Origin of the sequence: Blattabacterium cuenoti (assembly GCF_014252355.1) — a bacterium.
GTDB classification, from domain to species: domain Bacteria; phylum Bacteroidota; class Bacteroidia; order Flavobacteriales; family Blattabacteriaceae; genus Blattabacterium; species Blattabacterium cuenoti_AD.
This window is the reverse complement of the sequence record NZ_CP059217.1, coordinates 460,821-482,129: the sequence shown is the minus strand read 5'-3', so window position 1 is coordinate 482,129 and position 21,309 is coordinate 460,821. Positions and strand designations below refer to the sequence as shown.

At 23.1% G+C, this 21,309-nt stretch carries 17 protein-coding genes; 5 read left to right on the top strand and 12 right to left on the bottom strand.

Annotated elements, in window-relative coordinates:
• The first annotated feature begins 52 nt into the window (after positions 1 to 52).
• Both metE and H0H38_RS02350 read left to right on the top strand, forming a co-directional pair.
• Entirely contained in the window at positions 53 to 2,332 is a 2,280-nt protein-coding gene (metE, locus tag H0H38_RS02355; protein ID WP_185872690.1) for a 5-methyltetrahydropteroyltriglutamate--homocysteine S-methyltransferase, read from the top strand.
• A 50-nt stretch (positions 2,333 to 2,382) separates the two neighbouring features.
• Positions 2,383 to 2,802 (top strand): SufE family protein, encoded by a 420-nt coding sequence (locus H0H38_RS02350; protein WP_185872689.1) that lies wholly within the window; start codon positions 2,383 to 2,385, stop codon positions 2,800 to 2,802.
• Between the two features lie 193 nt (positions 2,803 to 2,995).
• Here H0H38_RS02350 and rpoN read toward each other — a convergent pair whose 3' ends face one another.
• From rpoN to H0H38_RS02320, 6 genes are all read right to left on the bottom strand, one after another.
• A complete protein-coding gene (rpoN, locus tag H0H38_RS02345) occupies positions 2,996 to 4,420 on the bottom strand; it encodes an RNA polymerase factor sigma-54 (RefSeq protein WP_185872688.1) in 1,425 nt (474 codons plus the stop codon).
• A 9-nt stretch (positions 4,421 to 4,429) separates the two neighbouring features.
• On the bottom strand, positions 4,430 to 5,851 hold the full coding sequence (asnS, locus tag H0H38_RS02340) for an asparagine--tRNA ligase (protein WP_185872687.1): 1,422 nt from the start codon (positions 5,849 to 5,851) through the stop codon (positions 4,430 to 4,432).
• Positions 5,852 to 5,875: 24 nt separating this feature from the next.
• Positions 5,876 to 6,433 carry a ribosome-recycling factor gene (locus H0H38_RS02335; protein WP_185872686.1) on the bottom strand — a complete coding sequence of 186 codons (558 nt, stop codon included), beginning with the start codon at positions 6,431 to 6,433 and terminating at the stop codon, positions 5,876 to 5,878.
• Between the two features lie 18 nt (positions 6,434 to 6,451).
• Entirely contained in the window at positions 6,452 to 7,162 is a 711-nt protein-coding gene (pyrH, locus tag H0H38_RS02330; protein WP_185872685.1) for a UMP kinase, read from the bottom strand.
• 37 nt (positions 7,163 to 7,199) lie between these two features.
• Complete coding sequence (locus H0H38_RS02325; protein WP_185872684.1) at positions 7,200 to 8,633, bottom strand: Glu/Leu/Phe/Val family dehydrogenase; 1,434 nt, start codon at positions 8,631 to 8,633, stop codon at positions 7,200 to 7,202.
• 119 nt (positions 8,634 to 8,752) lie between these two features.
• Positions 8,753 to 11,593, bottom strand: a complete 2,841-nt coding sequence (locus H0H38_RS02320; protein ID WP_317168646.1) for a class I tRNA ligase family protein — start codon at positions 11,591 to 11,593, stop codon at positions 8,753 to 8,755.
• 120 nt (positions 11,594 to 11,713) lie between these two features.
• Here H0H38_RS02320 and mgtE point away from each other — a divergent pair, with 120 nt between their 5' ends.
• Positions 11,714 to 13,084: a magnesium transporter gene (gene mgtE, locus H0H38_RS02315; RefSeq protein WP_185872682.1), complete on the top strand. Its 1,371-nt coding sequence runs from the start codon at positions 11,714 to 11,716 to the stop codon at positions 13,082 to 13,084.
• A gap of 29 nt (positions 13,085 to 13,113) precedes the next feature.
• On the opposite strand, the gene H0H38_RS02310 is transcribed toward mgtE, so the two are convergent.
• Entirely contained in the window at positions 13,114 to 14,109 is a 996-nt protein-coding gene (locus tag H0H38_RS02310; protein ID WP_238785393.1) for an RluA family pseudouridine synthase, read from the bottom strand.
• A gap of 19 nt (positions 14,110 to 14,128) precedes the next feature.
• Positions 14,129 to 15,004, bottom strand: a complete 876-nt coding sequence (locus H0H38_RS02305) for a PASTA domain-containing protein (protein ID WP_238785392.1) — start codon at positions 15,002 to 15,004, stop codon at positions 14,129 to 14,131.
• A 20-nt stretch (positions 15,005 to 15,024) separates the two neighbouring features.
• Between H0H38_RS02305 and H0H38_RS02300 the strand changes: the two genes are divergently transcribed.
• The gene (locus H0H38_RS02300; RefSeq protein WP_185872681.1) at positions 15,025 to 16,023 is read left to right on the top strand and encodes a D-alanine--D-alanine ligase; all 999 of its coding nucleotides are present in this window, start codon (positions 15,025 to 15,027) and stop codon (positions 16,021 to 16,023) included.
• A 167-nt stretch (positions 16,024 to 16,190) separates the two neighbouring features.
• On the opposite strand, the gene feoB is transcribed toward H0H38_RS02300, so the two are convergent.
• Together feoB and H0H38_RS02290 are read right to left on the bottom strand one after the other, a co-directional pair.
• Positions 16,191 to 18,251 carry a ferrous iron transport protein B gene (gene feoB / locus H0H38_RS02295; RefSeq protein WP_185872680.1) on the bottom strand — a complete coding sequence of 687 codons (2,061 nt, stop codon included), beginning with the start codon at positions 18,249 to 18,251 and terminating at the stop codon, positions 16,191 to 16,193.
• Entirely contained in the window at positions 18,230 to 18,475 is a 246-nt protein-coding gene (locus H0H38_RS02290) for a FeoA family protein (protein ID WP_185872679.1), read from the bottom strand. Before H0H38_RS02290 ends, feoB begins: the two co-directional genes overlap by 22 nt.
• 107 nt (positions 18,476 to 18,582) lie before the next feature.
• Between H0H38_RS02290 and rseP the strand changes: the two genes are divergently transcribed.
• A complete protein-coding gene (rseP, locus tag H0H38_RS02285; RefSeq protein WP_185872678.1) occupies positions 18,583 to 19,932 on the top strand; it encodes an RIP metalloprotease RseP in 1,350 nt (449 codons plus the stop codon).
• Here the strand turns inward: rseP and H0H38_RS02280 are convergent.
• Together H0H38_RS02280 and H0H38_RS02275 are read right to left on the bottom strand one after the other, a co-directional pair.
• On the bottom strand, positions 19,876 to 20,499 hold the full coding sequence (locus tag H0H38_RS02280; RefSeq protein WP_185872677.1) for a 5-formyltetrahydrofolate cyclo-ligase: 624 nt from the start codon (positions 20,497 to 20,499) through the stop codon (positions 19,876 to 19,878). The genes rseP and H0H38_RS02280 overlap by 57 nt on opposite strands.
• On the bottom strand, positions 20,496 to 21,293 hold the full coding sequence (locus H0H38_RS02275; protein WP_185872676.1) for an alpha/beta fold hydrolase: 798 nt from the start codon (positions 21,291 to 21,293) through the stop codon (positions 20,496 to 20,498). The genes H0H38_RS02280 and H0H38_RS02275 overlap by 4 nt, the downstream gene beginning before the upstream one ends.
• Between the last annotated feature and the right edge of the window lie 16 nt (positions 21,294 to 21,309).

The following is a 21,309-nucleotide window of genomic DNA, read 5'->3' as shown; positions in this document are numbered from 1 at the left end:
ATTAAAAAAATATTATATATTGTTCATTGAATTGAAATGATATTATGATATTATGTTGAAACATAATTTAGGTTATCCTAGAATAGGAATAAAAAGAGAATTGAAAAAAGCTTGTGAAGATTACTGGAATAATCTAATTACTTCAAAATCTTTATTTAATATTGGAAAACAAATAAGAATAAATAATTGGAAAACACAAGAAAACTGTGGATTAGATTTAATTCCATGTAATGATTTTAGTTTTTATGATCATGTATTAGATATGTCATTCTTACTTGGTAATATATCTGAATTATATTATACTCAATTTAAGGAAGATATAGATATTTATTTTGCTATGGCTAGAGGATTTCAAAAAAATAAATTTGATTTTAAAGCTATGGAAATGACTAAATGGTTTAATACAAATTATCATTACATAGTTCCAGAATTTGAAAAAAATCAAAAATTTGGAATTTATTCTATGAAAATATTTAATGAAATTGATGAATATAAAAAAATAATAAAAAATGCTATTCCAAAACCTGTTTTAATTGGACCTCTAACTTATTTATATTTAGGAAAGGAAAAAAATACCAATTTTAATAAATTAGATTTAATAGATAATTTATTACCTGTTTACATAGAAATTATACAACGGTTAATCAAGAAAAATATTAAATGGATACAACTAGATGAACCAATTTTAGTTTTTGATTCATTAAATGATCAAATAATAGAAGCATTGAAATACGTTTATAAAACCATTAATAAAATTTGTTCTAATAATGCCATTAACATAATATTAACTTCTTATTTTGATAGTATTGAAGAAAATAATTTATATATATTTAAAAATTTTTCTTCAACATTTAACTTACATATTGATTTAGTAGAAAATAATAGTAATTTAACTAAAATTTTAGATTTTTTTAAAGAAGAAAAAATGGGGCTTTCTTTAGGAATAATTAATGGAAAAAATATATGGAAAAACAATTATACTCATTCTATAAAAATTATTGAAAAAGCAATATTAAAATTAGGAAAAGAAAGAATTATTATTGCTCCTAGTTGTTCATTATTGCATATTCCAATTGATTTAGAATTTGAAGACTCTATTCCTATAAATATAATCAATAAAATGGCTTTTGCTAAACAAAAACTTTATGAATTAAATGATTTAGAAAAGATTTTAAATGGTCAAAAAGAAATACTTTTGAATAATTTTAAATATTTTGAAAAAAAAGAAAAAGAAAAATATATTTTTAAACAAATAAAAAAAGAAAATATAACAAGAACAAATGCTTTTCAAATTCGTCAAACAAAACAACAAAAAAAATTTAGACTTCCTTTATTTCCAACTACAACTATAGGGTCATTTCCTCAAACTAAAGAAATAAGAACTTTACGAAAAAAGTTAAAAAATCATGAAATTAGCCAACATCAATATGAAGAATTGATACAACAATATATAATAGATGCTATAAAAAAACAAGAAAAAATAAATTTAGATGTTTTGGTCCATGGTGAATTTGAAAGAAATGATATGGTAGAATTTTTTTCAGATAAATTACAAGGATTTGTGTCTACAAAAAACGGATGGGTACAAAGTTATGGCAGTAGATGTGTAAAACCTCCAGTGATTTATGAAGATGTAAAACGAGTTGATGATATGACTGTAAAATGGATATCATTTGCTCAATCTCAAACAAAAAAATTAATAAAAGGTATATTAACTGGACCGGTAACTATTTTAAAATGGTCTTTTGTAAGAGATGATCAACCATATTATGATACTGCTTATCAAATAGCATGGGCAATTAGAGAAGAAGTAAAATCTTTGGAAAATTCTGGGATTAAAATTATTCAAATAGATGAACCAGCGCTAAGAGAAGGATTACCATTAAAAAAGAAAAATTGGAAATTTTACTTTGATTGGGCAATTAAAGCATTTAAATTATCTTCTAGTATAGTTAAAGATGAGACACAAATTCATACACATATATGTTATAGTGAGGTAAATGATATTTTAAAATATATTTCTGATTTAGATGCTGATGTCATTACTATAGAAACTTCAAGATCTAAAATGGAACTTTTAAATGCGTTTTCGAATTTTGCATATCAAAATGAAATAGGTCCTGGTGTATATGATATTCATTCTCCAAGAATTCCTGGAGTCAAAGAAATATTAAATTTAATTAATAAAGCTTCAAAGAAATTACCTATTAAAAATCTTTGGATTAATCCAGATTGTGGATTAAAAACTAGAACTTGGAATGAAGTTATGAATTCTTTAAAAAATATGACAACAGCAACAAAAATAGCTAGAGAACAACATGCATCATCATAATAATAATGATTGTTTTTTATTTCTATTATACTATAATAGAATAAAATCACATGACATTAAAAGATAAAGAACAAAAAATTAAACAAGAATTTGATCAATTACATGATTGGCAAGATAAATATGAATATATATTATATCTAGGTAATAGTTTGCCAAAACAAGATAATACATTTAGAACTGAAGATAAATTAATTTATGGATGTCAATCTAAAGTTTGGTTAGATGCTAAATTAATTGGTATGAAAATAATTTTTGATGCTGATAGTGATGCTTTAATTCCTAAAGGATTGATTGCAATTATGATTAATGTGTATTCAGGAAGATATCCATTTGAAATTATTTCGTCAAAGGCAAATTTTATTAGTGACATAGGATTTAACAATTTTTTAACTCCAATTAGATCAAATGGATTATTATTGTTTTTAAAAAAAATCAAATTTTATGCACAATATTTTTCAACTAATTCATAATGTTTAATCATGACAATAATAAATTATAACAAACATACTGATTTTATATATTAAAATTTTTAAAAAATTTTCTATTTTATTTTATTATTTGATTATAGGCAATAGACTTATTAAAGTAAGGAGTAAATAAAATAGGATATTATAGTCATAAGTACATTTTGTAATGTATCAAAAAATAATATACACGTTATCTTTATAATATTTTTCTTAATCTAGCTACTGGTATCTTCATTTGATTTCTATATTTAGCAACAGTTCTTCTCGCTACTATATATCCTTTTTCTTTTAAAAGATTTGATAATTCTTCATCAGTAATTGGTTGATTTTTATTTTCTTGATACACAAATTCTTTCAATAATCTTTTTATTTCAATAGAAGAAATTTCTTCTCCTTCTATATTTATCATTTTTTCTGAAAAAAATTTTTTTATTAAAAAAGTGCCATATGGTGTATTCACATATTTACTGTTAGCTACACGAGATACAGTAGAAATTCCAACTCCAATTTGTTGAGAGATATTCTTTAAAATCATTGGTTTAATATTTGAGGTATCCCCAGTTAAAAAATATTCTTTTTGATAATTCATGATAGCATTCATAGTCAACATTAATGTATTTTTACGTTGTTTAATAGCATCTAAAAACCATTTTGCTGAATCTATTTTGTTTTTTAAAAAAAGAAGAATATTCTTGTAATCTTCTTTCTTTTTATTATAAGTTTTATAATATTTTAACATGTTCAAGTAAAAAGTCGATATTTTTAATTCTGGAATATTTCTTTTATTTAAAGAAAGTTCTAATCTACCATCTACAACTAAAATTGTAAAATCTGGAATTAAATAATTGATAGTTTTTGAACTACATGAATAAATTTTTCCTGGTTTTGGATTTAGTTTTTCAATTTGATGAAAAACCTTTCGTAAAAAATTTGTTGTTATTTCTAATTTATTTTGCAGTTTATTATAATGTTTTTTTATAAAAAGTTCAAAATAATTTTTTATAATTTGTTTAGCAAAATAAATTTCTTTTGATGTTTTTTTTTGCGATAATTGAATTAATAAACATTCTTGTAAATTTCTAGCTCCAACACCAATAGGCTCTAATTTTTGTATGTAATTAATAATTATTTTTTCTATTTGTGCTAGATCAATAGATATTTCAAGAATCAAAAAAATATCTTCAACAAGAGAAGACATTTTTCTTCTTATATATCCATTTTCATCGATATTTCCCAATATAAAATCTGCTATTAATAATTCTGTTTTATTCAAAAATCTAAATGTGTGCAATTGATTTTTTAGGTATTCTTGAAAAGATATTCCAGAAACTATAGGATGATAATTTTCTTCTTGAATATTATTTTTAAAATGTAAAATTTTTTTATCATTATTATTTAAATATTCATTTTTTAGTTGGTCTTTAAGAATATTATCTAAATGATTGTCATCATAATCTTTTGATATTTCTTCGTCTATTTTTTCTAAAGCTGGATTTTCCTCTAATTCTTTTTTTACTCGTTGTTCAAAATCTAAAGTAGATAATTGAACTAATTTCATTAATTGAATTTGTTTGGGAGATAGTTTATGCTGTATTTTTTGAAATAATTGTTGTTTTAACATGGTTTGTAATTATGATGCATGATTTGGAGTTTTTGGAAAAGGAATAACATCACGAATATTTTGCATTCCTGAAATAAATTGAACTAATCTGTCAAATCCTAATCCAAATCCACTATGTGGGACTGAACCAAAACGTCTTGTATCTAAGTACCAATAAAGTAATTGTTTATTTATATTATGTTTTTTCATTCTTGTAATAAGAATATCATAACGTTCTTCTCTCTGAGATCCTCCAATAATCTCCCCTACTTTTGGAAATAATATATCCATAGCTCTAACTGTTTTTTCATCATTGTTCATTTTCATATAAAAAGCTTTAATATCACATGGATAATCAAAGATAATAATAGGATTTTTAAAATATTTATTCACTAAATATTGTTCATGTTCAGATTGCAGATCCATTCCCCAAACAACAGGATGAACAAAATTTACTTTGTTATTATGTATAGATTTATTAAGAATATCTATAGATTCAGTATAACTAATTTTTTCAAAATTAATGGTTAATAAAGATTCCAATTGTTTTAATAAAGATTGTTCTTCATTTTTTGACATATAATTTGTTAAAAAATATAAATCATCTACACAATGTTCAATTATATATTGAATAATATATTTTAAAAACTCTTCTGCCAAATTCATATTTTCTTCTAAATGATAAAATGCTATTTCTGGTTCTATCATCCAAAATTCCGATAAATGTCTTGAAGTATTTGAATTTTCTGCTCTAAAAACTGGACCAAAAGTATAAACTTTGCCTAATGCTAACGATGCAGCTTCTGCTTCTAATTGTCCAGATACTCCAAGATATGTTTTACATTTAAAAAAATCTTTTTGATAATCTATTATTTTATCATGTGTCCATGGAATATGTTTTAGATCCAAAGTAGTTACTTGAAACATATTTCCAGCACCTTCTGCATTTGAAGTAGTAATAATAGGTGTATGAATATAAAAAAATCCATTTTCATTAAAATATTTATGAATAGAAAAAGCTATATGATGACGAATACGCATAACACAACTGAAGACCTTAGTTCTGAATCTTAGATGTGTTTGTGTCCTAAGTTTTTCTAAACTGTGTTGTTTAGGTTGTAATATAGATTGTTGAAATAATAAATGATCTACTTTTCCGTAAATTTTAATTAAATCAGATTGTAACTCTATTACTTGTTCTTTTCCTATACTATTAGTTATAATTCCTATAACATGAAGAGATGTTCCAATTGTTATTTGTTTTAAAAAATTCTTTTTTAATTTTTCTGATGATGATACAACAATTTGAATATTTTTAATTGTAGAACCATCATTTAATGATATAAACATATAATTTCTAAATGAACGTACCCACCCTTCTACTATAACTTTTTTGTTTAAAAAAAGGTTGTGCTGATCCAATAATTTTTTAATTGAATATTTTTTAATCATTCATGGATAAATTTCATTATAATACTATATTTGTAATATTTCTTGTTCCTTTAAAATAAAAATTTCATTAATTTTTTGAATATAATTATTTGTTATTTTTTGTATATGATGTTCTCCTTTTTTTAATATATCTTGAGATAAATTTATCTTCTTTTTAATCATCTGATTATATTTTTTCCTTATAACTCTAATCAGTATTTTTGATTGTTCTGTTTCAGTTTTAATTTTTTTGATCAAATGTTTTCTACCTTCTTCCGTCATTATAGGAATTTTAATATGTATATATTCTCCTTTATTTGTAGGCATCAACCCTAAATTAGAATCTATAATTGCTTTATCTATGATTGAAATTAAAGATTTATCCCATGGACGAATAGTTAAATTCATATTATCTAAAATAGAAATATTGGCAATTTTAATTAAATCTACAAAATCATCATAATATTTAATTTTAATCTTTTCTAAAAAAGATAATAATGATTGACTTCCCAATCTAATGCGAATAATATCATTTTTAAATTGTTTTAAAATATTATTCATATCTTTTTGACAAGAAGAACAAATTTCATTTATATCTTCCATAATATTATTTGTTATTATTTAGTTGGTTACAATGGTCCCAATTGATTCTCCAGATATTGCTTTTTTAAAATTTCCTATACGGTTTATATCAAAAATAATAATAGGTAAATTATTTTCATTTCCTAAAATAAAAGCGGTTGTATCCATTACTTTTATTCCCATTTTATACACCATATCAAAAGATATATTTTTTATTTTTTTTGCATTTTTATCTTTTTTTGGATCTTCAGTATAAATTCCATCTACTTTAGTGCCTTTTAATAAAACATCAGCTTGAATTTCTATGGCACGTAATACTGCAGCTGTATCTGTTGTAAAATAAGGGTTTCCTAAACCAGCAACAAAAATTACGACTCTACCTTTTTCTAGATGACGAATTGCTCTGTCTTTAAAAAAAGGTTCTGCTATAGGATCCATTCGAATAGCCGTTTGAATATAAGTACATATTCCTACGTTTTCTAAATAAGATTGAAATGCAATTCCGTTTATTACGGTAGCTAACATCCCCATATAATCTCCACCTATACGATTAATTATATTTTCTTTTATCCTGGAAAATCCTCTAAATATGTTACCGCCTCCTATAACTATAGCTACTTGAGCACCCATTTTTACTACATTTTTCACTTCTTCTGCATATTGTTTGAGCCTATTTGAATGAAGGCCATATTCGTTATTTCCCATTAGTGCTTCTCCACTTAATTTCAATAATGATCTTTTGTACTTCATGAATATTTTATTTCTTTATCTTTTCTTTGTTAGAAGATTATGGAAAAATTCCTAATTTTTCGTAAGAATCTATAATTTTTTTGATAGCCAAAACAAATGCAGTAGTTCGTAAATTGTTTATTCCTAATGTATATTGTAAATCTCTAATTTTATGAAATCCTTCGATCATAGTATCTTCCAATCCACTACGGACTAAATCTATTTCTCTAGCACCTCTTAAAATCAATTTTTTTTCTGTTGTTGGAACATTTTGTTTGCAAATATTTTCAATAACTTGTAACAGTTCGGAATTCATATTTTCACTAAAACGTTTTTCCATTCTACCATAACGAACATGACTAAGATTTTTTAACCATTCAAAATAAGATACTGTTACTCCACCAGCGTTTAAATAAATATCCGGAACAATAATAATTCCTTTTTTTTCTAAAATTTCATCCGCTTCAGGTGTAATAGGTCCATTAGCAGCTTCTCCAATAATTTTTGATTTAATATTATGTGCATTATTTTTATGTATTACATTTTCTAAAGCAGCAGGAATTAAAATATCACATTCTAATTCTAATGCTTTTTCTGCACTATCAATATTTTTTGCATTTGGAAAATTTAATATAGAACCTGTATTTTTTAAATGCATAATGACGTCTTTTACATTTAAACCTTTTTGATTATAAATTGCTCCTTCTCTTTCAGCTAATCCAACAATCAATGCACCAGCTTCTTGAAAAAAAATTGCAGCATGATATCCAACATTTCCCAATCCTTGGATTATAACTTGTTTTCCACATAATCCAACATCTAATCCTATAGAATTCATTTCTTGTTTCATTCTACACAATTCTCTAATTCCATAAAAGACTCCTAATCCTGTTGCTTCTTTTCTTCCACGTACACCTCCCTGAGAAATAGGTTTACCAGTAACACATGCTAAAGCATCTACTTCACCTGGTGTAGATAATGAAAGAAATGTATCAAGAATCCAGCTCATTTCTCGTTCTCCTGTTCCATAATCTGGAGCAGGGACGTCAATTCCAGGTCCTATAAAATTTTTTTTAATAAGTTCAGATGTATAACGACGAGTAATTGTTTCTAAAGTTTCCATAGAAATACTTTGTGGATCAATTTTAATTCCACCTTTGGCTCCTCCAAAAGGAACATCTACTATCGCACATTTATACGTCATTAATGCAGCTAAAGTCATTACTTCATCTTGAGTTACTTTCGTACTATATCTAATTCCCCCTTTACATGGTAATTTATGATGAGAATGTTGAACTCTATAAGCTTCAATAACTTTGATTTTATTATTTATTTTAACTGGAAAATGAATTTTGTATACTGCGTTACAAGCTTTAATTTGTTCTAACAGACCTTGTTCAATAGAAAGAAATGGAGTTGCTTTATCAAAATTTTTTTCTATACAACTAAAAAAACTAACTGTACCAGTTTCCATTGGATTTTTTTTTGACATAATAAAAGTTTTTTTCACTTATACATCTGGTATGAAAAAATTAAAAAAAATAATAACGAATGTTGTATTTTTATTTGAATGCAAATCTACATTTTATGTTTCAATATTGTTATATAAAATTATTGATTGATAAATAAAATATTTATAATTTTATTTGGAATAATAATAATTTTTTTTAAAATTTTTGTTTGCAACATAAATTTTATTTTAGGATTATTTAAAATTTGTCTTTTTATTATATATAATTTTTGATTGTGGTCAAATTGTTCTTTAAATTTGAATTTTCCATTAACCATGATAGGATATGTAATAGTAGTGGTTTTAATAAATATTGGATTAAAAATAGGAAATGAAGAAAAAATTATTGATTTTTTGTTTCCTAATTTATTCCATATTTCTTCTGCTATATGAGGTGTAAAAGGAGCCGTCATTTTGATTAATGGAATTAATATTTGTTGTTTTTTACATTGTAATTTAGTTAGTTTATTCACAATAATCATTAAATAACTGATAGAAGTATTGAAAGAAAATAATTGTATTTCTTTTGTAACTTTTTTAATAGTTTCGTGTAAAATATATTGTTCTTGTATAGTTGGAGTCTCTTGATTGATATTTAAAATACCATTTTCATTATGAAATAATCTCCAAAATCTTTTTAAAAAATTTTTTACACCATTAATTTTAGATGCATCCCAAGGTTTTGATTTTTCAATTGGACCTAAAAACATTTCATACAGTCTAAATATATCTGATCCATATTTTTTGCAAATATTATCAGGATTGATAACGTTATATTTAGATTTAGACATTTTTTCTAATTTTTTTTTACAAAAAAAAACTCCGTTTTCTAAAAAAAATTTTGCATTTTCAAATTCTGTATGATATGTTTTAAATTTTTTTAAATCTAATTCATATTTTAAATTTACTAAATTTGTATCTATATATATTTCTTGTAAATATGAATAATTAATTTTATTTATTAATCCATAAGAAATAAATATATTTTTTCTGATCAATTTAAATATAATAGCAGAATAATTTAGAATCATTCCTTGATTAATTATTTTTTTAAAAGGTTCTTCTGAAGTAATCCATCCTCGATCTTTTAAGAATTTATTCCAAAATCTAGAATAAATTAAATGTCCTGTTGCATGTTCAGATCCACCAATATATAAATCAACTTTTTTCCAAATTTTTTCTTTTTTTTTATCTACAAAAAAATTATCATTATTAACATCCATATAACGTATAAAATACCAACTTGATCCAGCCCAACTTGGCATAGTATGAACTTCTATAGGAAATACAGATTTATTATCAATTAAAGATTGATTAACAATTTTTAAATTTTTTTCATCCCATGCCCAATATTCTGCTCTAATTAATGGAGATTGTCCATTTTTAGGATGATATTTAATAATTTTAGGAAGAATTAAAGGAAGTTTGTGTATCGGTATTGGAGTCGGAATATTATTTTTAAAATAAATAGGAATTGGTTCACCCCAGTATCTTTGTCGAGAAAAGACTGCATCACGCAATCGATAACTGATTATAGGAGCCCCTGTCTTTTTTTTTACTAAAAAGTTAATAACTTGTTCTTTAGCTTCTTTGGATTTTAATCCATTTAAAAATCCAGAATTTATAAGACATGGTGGTGTATCATATTGTTTTTTTAAATCATCATTTGATAATACTTTGATTATATCTAATCCAAATACATTTGCAAATTGATTGCTATGTCTTTCATGTCCTGGAATTCCTACTATTGATTTATATTTATTATCAACTGGAAAAGAATGACTAACATAAATAGGTATTTTTTTGTTATTTATTAAAGGATGAATAACGTAATTTCCTGTAAACATTCCAGAAATTTTGTCTTCTAAAGAAATTTCTTGATTAATATAATCAAGAATTTGACTTTTATAGTCTCCTATAGATATTTTATCAACTAACGGATGATCTGTAGACATTATAATAAAAGTTATTCCAAATATCATTTCTGGAAAAAATATAACAGATTCTATATGTTTAATGTTGTTTTTATTAAAAACAAGATCCAACTTTAATGATAGTCCATATTTTTTACCTATCCAAGAATATTGAAGTTTTTTAAGAGAATCAGAACATTGAATTACTTTTAATCCTTTTAATAATCGTTCTGCATAAGCAGTAATTCGGATATTCCACTGTAACATTTTTTTTTTGTAAATTTTATATCCGCCCCTTTGACTTTTTCCATTGATTATTTCATCATTTGCTAAAACTGTTCCTAATTCTGGACACCAATTTACTGTTTCTTTACAAAGAAATGCTAAACGATAATATGATAATATAGATTCTTTTTTTAAAGCAGAATAAGATTTCCATTCATTTGAATTAAATTTGTTTTTATATGTAGTACTAGCATTAACTATTAAATTTCCGTTTTTATTAAATTTTTCAACTAAACAATCTATAGATTTTGCTTTATCTTTATCTTTATCATACCATGAATTAAATATTTGAATAAACATCCATTGAGTCCAACGGTAAAAGGTAGGATCACTAGTACATAATTTACGATCCCAATCAAATGAAATTCCAAGTTTATTAATTTGATCGTGATATTTATTTATATTTTTATTAGTAGTATAAGAAGGATGTTGCCCAGTTTTAATTGCGTATTGTTCTGCAGGCAACCCAAATGAATCAAATCCTATTGGATTCAAAACATTATATCCTTTAGAACGTTTATATCTTGCATATATATCTGAAGCAATATAACCAATACAATGTCCTATATGTAAGCCTGAACCAGATGGATAAGGAAACATATTTAATATATAATATGTATTATTATTATTATTATTATTATCTTCAGTACAAAAAATTTTGTGCTGTGTCCAAAATGTTTGCCAACGTTTTTCAATGTTTTTAAAATTATAATCCATATTAATTGTTGTTGAATTTATAATCATTTATAATGTTATATATATATATAACAATAATATTATTACGTAATTTTACAAATTTTAAAACTATGAATAATCTACTTAAAAAAAACAATGTTTTATGAAATTTATAATAATTTGATTACAATGACTACAAAAATAAAATATAATGCTAATGGTTTAGAAAATTATTTCAATGAAAAATTTTTAAATAATCAAACTATTAGTTCTTTAATAAAAATATTTCAAGATTATCCAAATGATGTGATTTATTTTTTTAGTTTATTGAACAATAAGAAAGCATCTTCTATTTTTAGAGTTTTAGATTTTCCTATAAAAGAGAAAATCATAGAAGGACTTTCACCAATTAAAAAATTTCATTTTTTAAATAATCTATCTGTAGATGATCGTGTTTCTTTTTTAGAAAATCTTTCTAAAGATTCTTTAAAAGATTTAATAAAATATTTATCAAAAGAAGAAAAAAAAAAAACATTAGTTTCTTTAGGATATCCTGAAAATAGTGTTGGAAGATTAATGATCCCATATTATATTTCAGTTAAAAATACTTGGAGTATACAAGAAGTTTTAGATTATATAAGAAAAGAAGGAAAAAATAATAATGAAGCAATAGAAATTATATATATAGTTGATGAACAAGGAAAATTATTAGACGATATCAAAATACGAGAATTTCTGTTAGTAGATCCAAATACAAAAGTTTATAACTTAATGGATGGGCAATATAGTGCTGCTTTGAGTGTAACTAATACTGAAGAAGAAGCTATTAAAATATTTTCTATGAATAATAGATTTTCTTTACCGGTAATAGATGATAAACAAATATTGTTAGGAATAGTAACTATAGATGATATATTATGGGTTTCAAATGAAAATTATAGAGAAGATATTCAAAGAATTGGAGGAATGGAAGTGTTAAATCAATCCTATATGAAAGTACCTTTGTATAAATTAATTCAAAAAAGAGCTGGTTGGTTAATATTGTTATTTATAGGAGAAATGTTTACTACTACAGTCATGCAACATTTTTCTAATTTTATAGAAAAAGCTGTCGTTTTATCTCTATTTATACCTTTAGTAGTTTCTAGTGGAGGTAATAGTGGGTCTCAAGCCTCTACATTAATTATTCAAGCAATGGCTTTAGGAGAGATCAAAATTAAAGATTGGTGGATTGTAATGAAGAGAGAAATAATATGTGGTTTTTTTTTGGGAGGATTTTTAGGATTCACAGGATTTATACGAATTTTAACATGGCATTATTTTCGTTTATTTAATTATGGTGATCATTTTATATTAATAGGAATTACTGTTTATTTATCTTTAATTGGAGTTGTATTATGGGGAACGTTTAGTGGATCGATGTTACCATTTATTATTAAAAAATTTAGAGGTGATCCAGCAAGTTCTTCAGCTCCTTTTGTAGCAACATTGGTAGATGTTTTTGGACTATTAATTTATTTTTCTATATCTTATATATTATTAAATAATATTTTATTATAATTAGTTAATTTATTCATTAAATCAAGTATTTAAATTACGAATTTATAATAATATCTACATTGTTGTAATAATAAACTCCATTCTTTAGGAATTGGACATATAAAAGAACATATTTGTTGATTTTTAGGATGAACAAAAGAAAGATAACAAGAATGTAATGCTTGTCTGTTTAATATATTTAGACAATTTTTTAAAAAAGTTATATATTTATTTGAATTTTGTATTGGAATTTTATTACCTCCATATATTTTATCATTAAATATAGGATGTCCTAAAAATTTGAAATGAGTTCTAATTTGATGTGTTTTTCCAGTTTCTAGACAACATATAATAGAAGTTAAATGTTTAAATCTTTCTATAACTTTATAATGAGTAATGGAATATTGTCTTCCAATGGAAAATTGATTAAATAATTTCATTTTTATTCTGTTTTTAGGATCTTTGCCTATATAACCACTGATAGTTCCTTGTTGATATTTTAAATTTCCCCATACTAAAGCAATATATTGTCTTTTTACAGTTTTATGAAAAAATTGTTTAGATAAATATTCTTGTGTATATTCATTTTTAGCAAAAACTAATAATCCAGAAGTATCTTTATCTATTCTATGAATTAATCCGCATCGATATAAATTAATATTTTTTTTAAAATGATAAATAATTCCATTAATTAACGTACTAGTTTGATTTTTAATTCCTGGATGTACTACCATTCCAGCAGGTTTATTAATAACAGCTAAATCTTCATCTTGATAAATAATATTAATAGGAATGTTTTCTTCATGAATATTATTATATTCTTCTATATGAACTTCTACTGAAGGATTAATTGTGCCTTCTATATAATCACAAGGTTTGACTATATAATTGTTTTTAATGTATTGTTTGTTTACTAATATTTTTCCTGATTTTATTGCATATTGAATCTGATTTCGGCTAATATCTTTTATATAATATTGTTTTAAGTATTTATCTATTCGTATTAATTTTTGTGTTGTTTTTACAACAAAATTTAATTTTTTCATATATATAAATGTTATTGAGTTAGTTATTATTGTTTATATCATTAAAATTATATTTATCTTGATTATTATTTTCTGAAATATCTATTTCTTCTTCATTATTATGATTATTGGTATTATTATAGTTAGTAATCCACAGGTATATAGAAATATTTTTATCATAAGTTATTTGTCCTGGATTAGGATATTGACGATATATAAATGAATTATCGTAAAATGTTTCATTATTATATAAAGAATAAATGTTATCATAGTATACAACATGAATATTAGTAAATAATTTTTCTTTTAATAATTGTATAGCATTTTTAATAGGTAGCCCATTAATATTTGGAATCAAAAAATAATTTTTTTTTACAAAAAATCCATTTCCAACAATTAAAGTAATTTTATTTTTCACTGGCAATACAAATCCAGATGTAATATTTTTTCCTTTAAATAATGCCTTGCAAATAGTATTTTTAGATATATTGTTTATATATTTTATTTGTTCTACATCAATATGATTAGCATGAAGAAGTTTGATAGCTATTCGTTTATTTTTATTAAAAATATTAGGCAAAACTGTAGTTGTGTAATTTTTTGCATTTACTTGTATATATATGGATCTGCCTATTTTAACATGATTACCAGCTTCTGGTAAAAAATATAATATTTGATTAGGTTTAAAAGATGGATTATATTCTGATTCAGATATTTCATATTTTAATCCTAATTTATTTAACAAGGAAATAGATTGTTTAATTGTTAAATTATGAATATTCGGAACTATAACATATGAACCATGTTTTGTGTAAACTTGAACCCAGTTTAACGCTAAATGAAGAATATTATATAGTATATATATAGCGATGAATAAATTTATAATAAAAATTAAACAGTATTTATAATATTTCATATTAATAAAATAAATAAAAAATGAAGAAAAAAATAGCTATCATAGTAGGTGGAAATACAGATGAGGCTCCAATTTCCTTAAAAAGTGGAAAATTTGTATTGAAACATTTAAATAAAGATGAATTTGATCCATATTTAGTATATATTTTTAGAGATACATGGTTTTTTAAAGATGAAAACAATATAAAATATTTAGTGGATAGACATAATTTTACTATTCGTTTATCTAAACAAAATATTTTAAAATTTGATTGTGTTTTTAATGCAATACATGGAACTCCAGGAGAAGATGGCATCATTCAGGCTTATTTTTATTTATTAAAAATACCATATACAGGATGTAATTTTCATCATTCAAATCTTACTTTTAATAAAATTTATTGTTTGACATTATTAAAAGAATATGGAATTAATACTGCTACATCTTTTTTTGTGAACAAAAATCAAGTTTTTTGTGAAAACAAAATTTTAGATAAAGTAGGACTTCCATGTTTTGTAAAACCGAATAAATCTGGATCTAGTTTAGGAGTATCCAAAGTTTATAATAAATATCAATTATTAACATCCATGGAAAAAGCGTTTCAAGAAGATGAAGAAATTTTTATTGAATCTTATCTTGCTGGTATAGAATTATCTGTAGGAGTGATTGCTTTTAATAACAACATAACAGTTTTACCGATTACAGAAATTATTAGTAAAAATGATTTTTTTGATTTTGAATCAAAATATTCTGGACAATCTCATGAAATAACTCCAGCAAGAATATCAAAAAAAATAGAAACCCAAATTAAACATACAGCAAAAAGAGTTTGTCAAATCTTGAATTTAAGAGGAATTTCAAGGGCAGAATATATTATTGTGAATGACAAGCCTTTTTTTCTAGAAATTAATACAGTTCCAGGTTTTTCAGATGAGAGTATTTTTCCAAAACAATTACAAAATGCAGGATATTCTTTATCAGAATTTTTTAAAAAATTTATCTATTTTTCAATAGAATTTAATGCATCAAATAGATTATAATACAACATTATTTATTTTATAGTTTATTGCAATTGCATTTTTTATCGCATTTATTTTTTTTTTTAAAAAAAAAAATAAATTTTTTACAAAAAAAAATTAAAAAATAAATTATAGAAAGTATGAAAATAAAGCCAAGTATCATATATTGTAAAATATAATTTGTCATGTTATGTTTTTAAAATTTGAAAAATAATAAAAGAAGAACTATAAGCTAAAAAAGTCATTAAAATAAATTGTATAATTGCCCATTTCCATGTTTTAGTTTCTTTTTTTATAATAGATAATGTGCTCATACATTGCATTGAAAATGCATAAAAAAATAATAAAGAAAATCCTGTAGCTAAATTATAAATAGGTTGTTTACTATTTACATCAATTTCTTTTTTCATTCTTTCTTTTAACGGATGATGATAATTATTTTGTTCTATACTATACACGGTAGCCATTGTACTTACAAAAACTTCTCTAGCAACAAAAGAAGAAAGTAATCCTATTCCTATTTTCCAATCATATCCTAATGGAGAAATAAATGGTTCGATTTTTTTGCCTATAATACCTAAGTAAGAATGATTTAAGTTTTGTTTTTGTATCATAAAGTATTTATTTATTGTTGTATTAGAAGGGCCTATATTTCCTAAACTCCAAATTAATACACTAATTAGTAATATCATTTTTCCAGTATGAAAAATAAATGATTTGATATGAATCCATAATGATATTAATATATTATTTAAAATTGGCCATTTATATGTTGGCATTTCCATGATTAGATGACTTTTATAATCTTTTTTTAAAAAAATATGAAAAATCATGGAAATACTTAATGAAGTTAAAAATCCTAATAAATACATTCCCATTAAAACAATTCCTCTTAAATGAAAAACTAACCATTGTTTATCTGGAATAATAATAGAAATAATCAGTGAATACACTGGTAATCTAGCTGAGCAGGTAATAAAAGGAGTTGCTAAGATTGTGATTAATCGTTCTCTATAATTTTCAATATGTCTAGAAGAAAGAATAGCAGGAATAGCACAAGCAAGACTAGAAATAATTGGGACTACGCTTTTACCATTTAATCCGAAAGGTCGCATTAGTCTATCCATTAAAAATATCACTCTATTTATATAACCTGTTTCTTCCATAAGAAGAATAAAAAATAATAGAATAACAATTTGTGGAATAAAAGTGAAAATAATACTAATCCCTGGTAAAATTCCATGTAATATAAAATCATTGATAGGACCAGGATAAACGTTTTCTAATTTTTTTTGAATAAATAAAAAACAAAATTCTAATAATTTTTTTGGTAGACTTGCCCAAATAAAAATACTTTGAAAAATACAAAATAGAAATAAAAAAAAAATAAAATACCCCCAAAATGGATGAATGAAAAAATAGTTATCAATTTTGTTTGAAAAATTAATAATTTTTTTTGTTTTTTCATGACAAGAAATGTGAACCGTTTGGGAAATAATTTTTTCTATTTCTTCATATCTGTTAAAAATTTCTTTGACTTGTAATCTTTTTGAAATAATATTATATTTATTTTTAATTTGTTTGATATATGTATGTTGTTCTAAATTTTGGCATGCTAAATAATACCAAGCTTTATAAATATTAATATTATAATATTGTTGAATTTTTTTAACAGCTTTTAAATACAGAATTGAAGAAGACAAAAACGTAGAATTATTATGATAACGAATAAATTTTTTTTTTGCGTTTAAAAAATTGATTTTATTTTTTAATTTGATAATTCCTTCTCCTGTTCTAGCATTAATTAATACTATTTCTGTAGAAAGAATTTGTTTCAATTTTTTTACATTTAAAATAATTCCTTTTCTTTTTGCTTCATCAAGCATATTTAAAATCAATAAAATTGGTATGCCTAAATCTTGTATTTGTTTAAATAATAATAGACTTTTTTTTAAATTTGAAGAATCTGCTATAAAAAGTGTTATATCTGGATAATCTTTATTTTTTTCATTATTTAAAATAGTTCCAATAATTTCATCATCTTTTGATGATGGATAAAGACTATACGTTCCAGGAAGATCTATGATTTGATAAGATAGTTTATGATGATAGAAATATCCTATTTTTTTATCAACGGTTACACCTAAATAATTTCCTACTTTTTGATTTAATCCAGTTAATTGATTAAATAAAGATGTTTTGCCAACATTGGGATTTCCAATAAGAACTAATTTATTTTTTTTTTGCATAAATTAATAGGTTCTACGAGGATATTCTCTGCTTCTTGTTTACGTAATGCTAAACAAGATAAATCATAACTGATACATAATGAATCGGAAAAAATAGATATAAAAATAATTTCAAATTTTACACCTGGTAATACTCCTAATTCCAATAATTTAATTGGAAAATTATTATTTTTATATCCTTTTATAATTCCTTTTTCTCCTGTTTTAAGGTCAGATAAATTCAAAATTATGCAATTTTATTATAATAAATATAAATAGAAGAACTAAATAAAATATATTTTTAATGATTAAAAATATTTAAATTTATTTTCTTTTTTAATTATAATCATTTATGATACAAATTTTGGTGAAAACCATACAAATGTTACTATGTATTTCTATTTTAGTAATTGTTCATGAATTAGGTCATTTTGCATTTTCTAAACTTTTTAAAGTACATGTAGAAAAGTTTGTTTTATTTTTTGATCCTTGGTTTTCTATTTGTAAAAAAAAAATAGGAAAAACTATTTATGGAATAGGATGGGTCCCTTTAGGTGGATATGTTAAAATATATGGAATGAGTAGAGAAGAACAGAATATGCGTGTTGATTCTTCAATAAGAGAAAAAATATCAAATAATAATATAAAATTTTGTTCTAAATCTTCAATAAAAAGATTATTAATAGTATCGGGAGGAATTATTTTCAATGTATTATTATCAATTTTTATTTTTTCTGGTTTATTATTTTTATATGGAGAAGTAAAGTTACCTACTCAAAATGTTAAATATGGAATTGAAGTTGATTCTTTAGGAAAAGAAATAGGGTTGCAAAATGGAGATAAAATATTATTTGTAAATGGTAAATTTATTCCATATTTCAATGATATTTCAAAAGAAATTTTATTGGGTGAAGATATTACAGTTGATCGTATGGGAAACATTATTCATTTGTCATTAAAAAATGAAAAAAAAAGAATTATTTTTGATAAAAAAGAATTTAATTTTATCATAAAACCTCGTGTTCCTCCAATAATAAATTCTGTTATTAAAGATTCTTTAGCGTATAAATGTGGACTTAAAAAAAATGATGAAATATTATCAATTAATTCAGATTTAATTTTATTTTCAGATCAAATTAAAGATATTTTATATAAAAATAAAAATAAACTTGTTTCTATTTCTTTTAATAGAAATGAACAATTAATGAACAAACAACTTATTTTAGATAACAAAGGTATTATAGGAATTTATTTGAAAAGTTTTGTAGATATGGATCAAATTTTTTCTTTTGAAAAAAAAACATATTCTATGTTAGGATGTATTTATCATGGGGCAATACATACCTATATGGTACTTAAAAATCAAATTTTATTTTTTAAAAATGTTTTTTATTTTAAAACTAAAGCTTATAAACAACTTGGTAGTTTTTTTTCAATAGCAAAAGAACTTCCTTCTGAATGGAATTGGGAAGTATTTTGGGTATTAACAGGTACTTTATCAATTTGGTTAGCATTTGTAAATTTTTTTCCAATTCCATCACTAGATGGAGGTTATATTTTATTGATTATTATTGAAATAATTACTACTAAAACAATTTCTGAAAAATTTGTTGAAAAAAGTAATATAATTGGATTTTTTATTATATCATGTATAATGTTTATAATTATTATATGGGATATTTTTAAAGTATTTTTTAGTTAAAAAAAATATTTTATTTGGAGTAATTCCAATATCTAGTCTAAGATCATTTTTATGCAATGATTGTATGTTTCTAATAGGAGGAAAAATAGAAAGACCAATTTTGATAATATTATTTCTGCATAATTGAATAAATTTATCATAAAATCCTTTTCCATAACCTATTCTATATCCTTTTAAATCAAATATGATCAATGGAATAAAAATTACTTCAATAAAATCATTTGGAAGTATAATTTTTTTTATTGGTTCAATAATTCCATATTTATTTTTTTTTGTATTTTTAGCAATTTTATGGTTAAATAAACAATTTTCTATGCATTTTGTGTCAAAATTTGAATAAGGAATTGTTACAATTTTTTTTTTCTTAATAAGAAAATTGATAATAGTGAATGTATCAATTTCATTGTTTGTTTTTATAGGCAAATAAATATGATAATAAGTTTTATTCCATATCATTAATTTTTTCAATTGCATGAATATTTTATGACTATTGAATAATATTTTGGTTTTAGAAAAATGTTTTCTACAAAAAAAATATTTTTTTCTCATAAATTCTTTATTATTCATAATATTTGATTATATATAAAATTTTGTAGTATTTTGATAATATATTGTGGATTTTCTATTGGGCCCATATGTCCTGTTGGAATTTCTTGATAAAAAGTATTATAGCCTAGTTTAGATTCGTCAATAAGAATTTTTTTTTGAAGGATTGAATCATATGATCCTATAATATATAATTTTGGAAACGTAGTTGTTTTTATAACATTTATTCTATTTTTTCTAATTAACATACCTCTCATAATAGATAAAATACAATTGATTGGAATACATAATGCTATTTGTGTTATATAATCAATTTCTTCTTTAAAACAATGTAATTTATTAACATTAAATAATTTTTCAATACTACGAGTAACAAATAATGAATAATGATTAATAATCATTGGAATTGAATTAATTCTATATTTTTTTTTTTTTTCATCATCTGATTGGGCTGTAGAATGAAGTAAGCATAATCCTAAAAATATTTCAGGATATTTTTCGGCAAGTGCTAAAGCAACATATCCACCCATAGAATGTCCTATAAAAAATGCCTTGTTGATATTATTTTTTTTTAAATAAAATTCTAATGAAAATGATAAATTTTCCATTGTTAAAATTTTACTATTTTTTTGTTCTACAAATTTAGTTTTTCCATGGCCCGGAAAATCAATTAAAATTGTGTTATGTTCTATAGAAAGAACATTAACAATCTTATTCCAAATATTCATATTTTCCATAAATCCATGCAAAAAAATTATTGGGAGTCCATTTCCATGTTTTTTATCAAACAATTTTTTGTGAAAAAATATAGACATATTTTTATAACTCAAA

Coding starts and splice junctions, on each gene's coding strand:
- metE (WP_185872690.1), top strand. CDS start 53: ATGTTGAAACATAATTTAGGTTATCCTAGAATAGGAATAAAAAGAGAA.
- H0H38_RS02350 (WP_185872689.1), top strand. CDS start 2,383: ATGACATTAAAAGATAAAGAACAAAAAATTAAACAAGAATTTGATCAA.
- rpoN (WP_185872688.1), bottom strand. CDS start 4,420: ATGTTAAAACAACAATTATTTCAAAAAATACAGCATAAACTATCTCCC.
- asnS (WP_185872687.1), bottom strand. CDS start 5,851: ATGATTAAAAAATATTCAATTAAAAAATTATTGGATCAGCACAACCTT.
- H0H38_RS02335 (WP_185872686.1), bottom strand. CDS start 6,433: ATGGAAGATATAAATGAAATTTGTTCTTCTTGTCAAAAAGATATGAAT.
- pyrH (WP_185872685.1), bottom strand. CDS start 7,162: ATGAAGTACAAAAGATCATTATTGAAATTAAGTGGAGAAGCACTAATG.
- H0H38_RS02325 (WP_185872684.1), bottom strand. CDS start 8,633: ATGTCAAAAAAAAATCCAATGGAAACTGGTACAGTTAGTTTTTTTAGT.
- H0H38_RS02320 (WP_317168646.1), bottom strand. CDS start 11,593: ATGATTATAAATTCAACAACAATTAATATGGATTATAATTTTAAAAAC.
- mgtE (WP_185872682.1), top strand. CDS start 11,714: ATGACTACAAAAATAAAATATAATGCTAATGGTTTAGAAAATTATTTC.
- H0H38_RS02310 (WP_238785393.1), bottom strand. CDS start 14,109: ATGAAAAAATTAAATTTTGTTGTAAAAACAACACAAAAATTAATACGA.
- H0H38_RS02305 (WP_238785392.1), bottom strand. CDS start 15,004: ATGAAATATTATAAATACTGTTTAATTTTTATTATAAATTTATTCATC.
- H0H38_RS02300 (WP_185872681.1), top strand. CDS start 15,025: ATGAAGAAAAAAATAGCTATCATAGTAGGTGGAAATACAGATGAGGCT.
- feoB (WP_185872680.1), bottom strand. CDS start 18,251: ATGCAAAAAAAAAATAAATTAGTTCTTATTGGAAATCCCAATGTTGGC.
- rseP (WP_185872678.1), top strand. CDS start 18,583: ATGATACAAATTTTGGTGAAAACCATACAAATGTTACTATGTATTTCT.
- H0H38_RS02280 (WP_185872677.1), bottom strand. CDS start 20,499: ATGAATAATAAAGAATTTATGAGAAAAAAATATTTTTTTTGTAGAAAA.
- H0H38_RS02275 (WP_185872676.1), bottom strand. CDS start 21,293: ATGTCTATATTTTTTCACAAAAAATTGTTTGATAAAAAACATGGAAAT.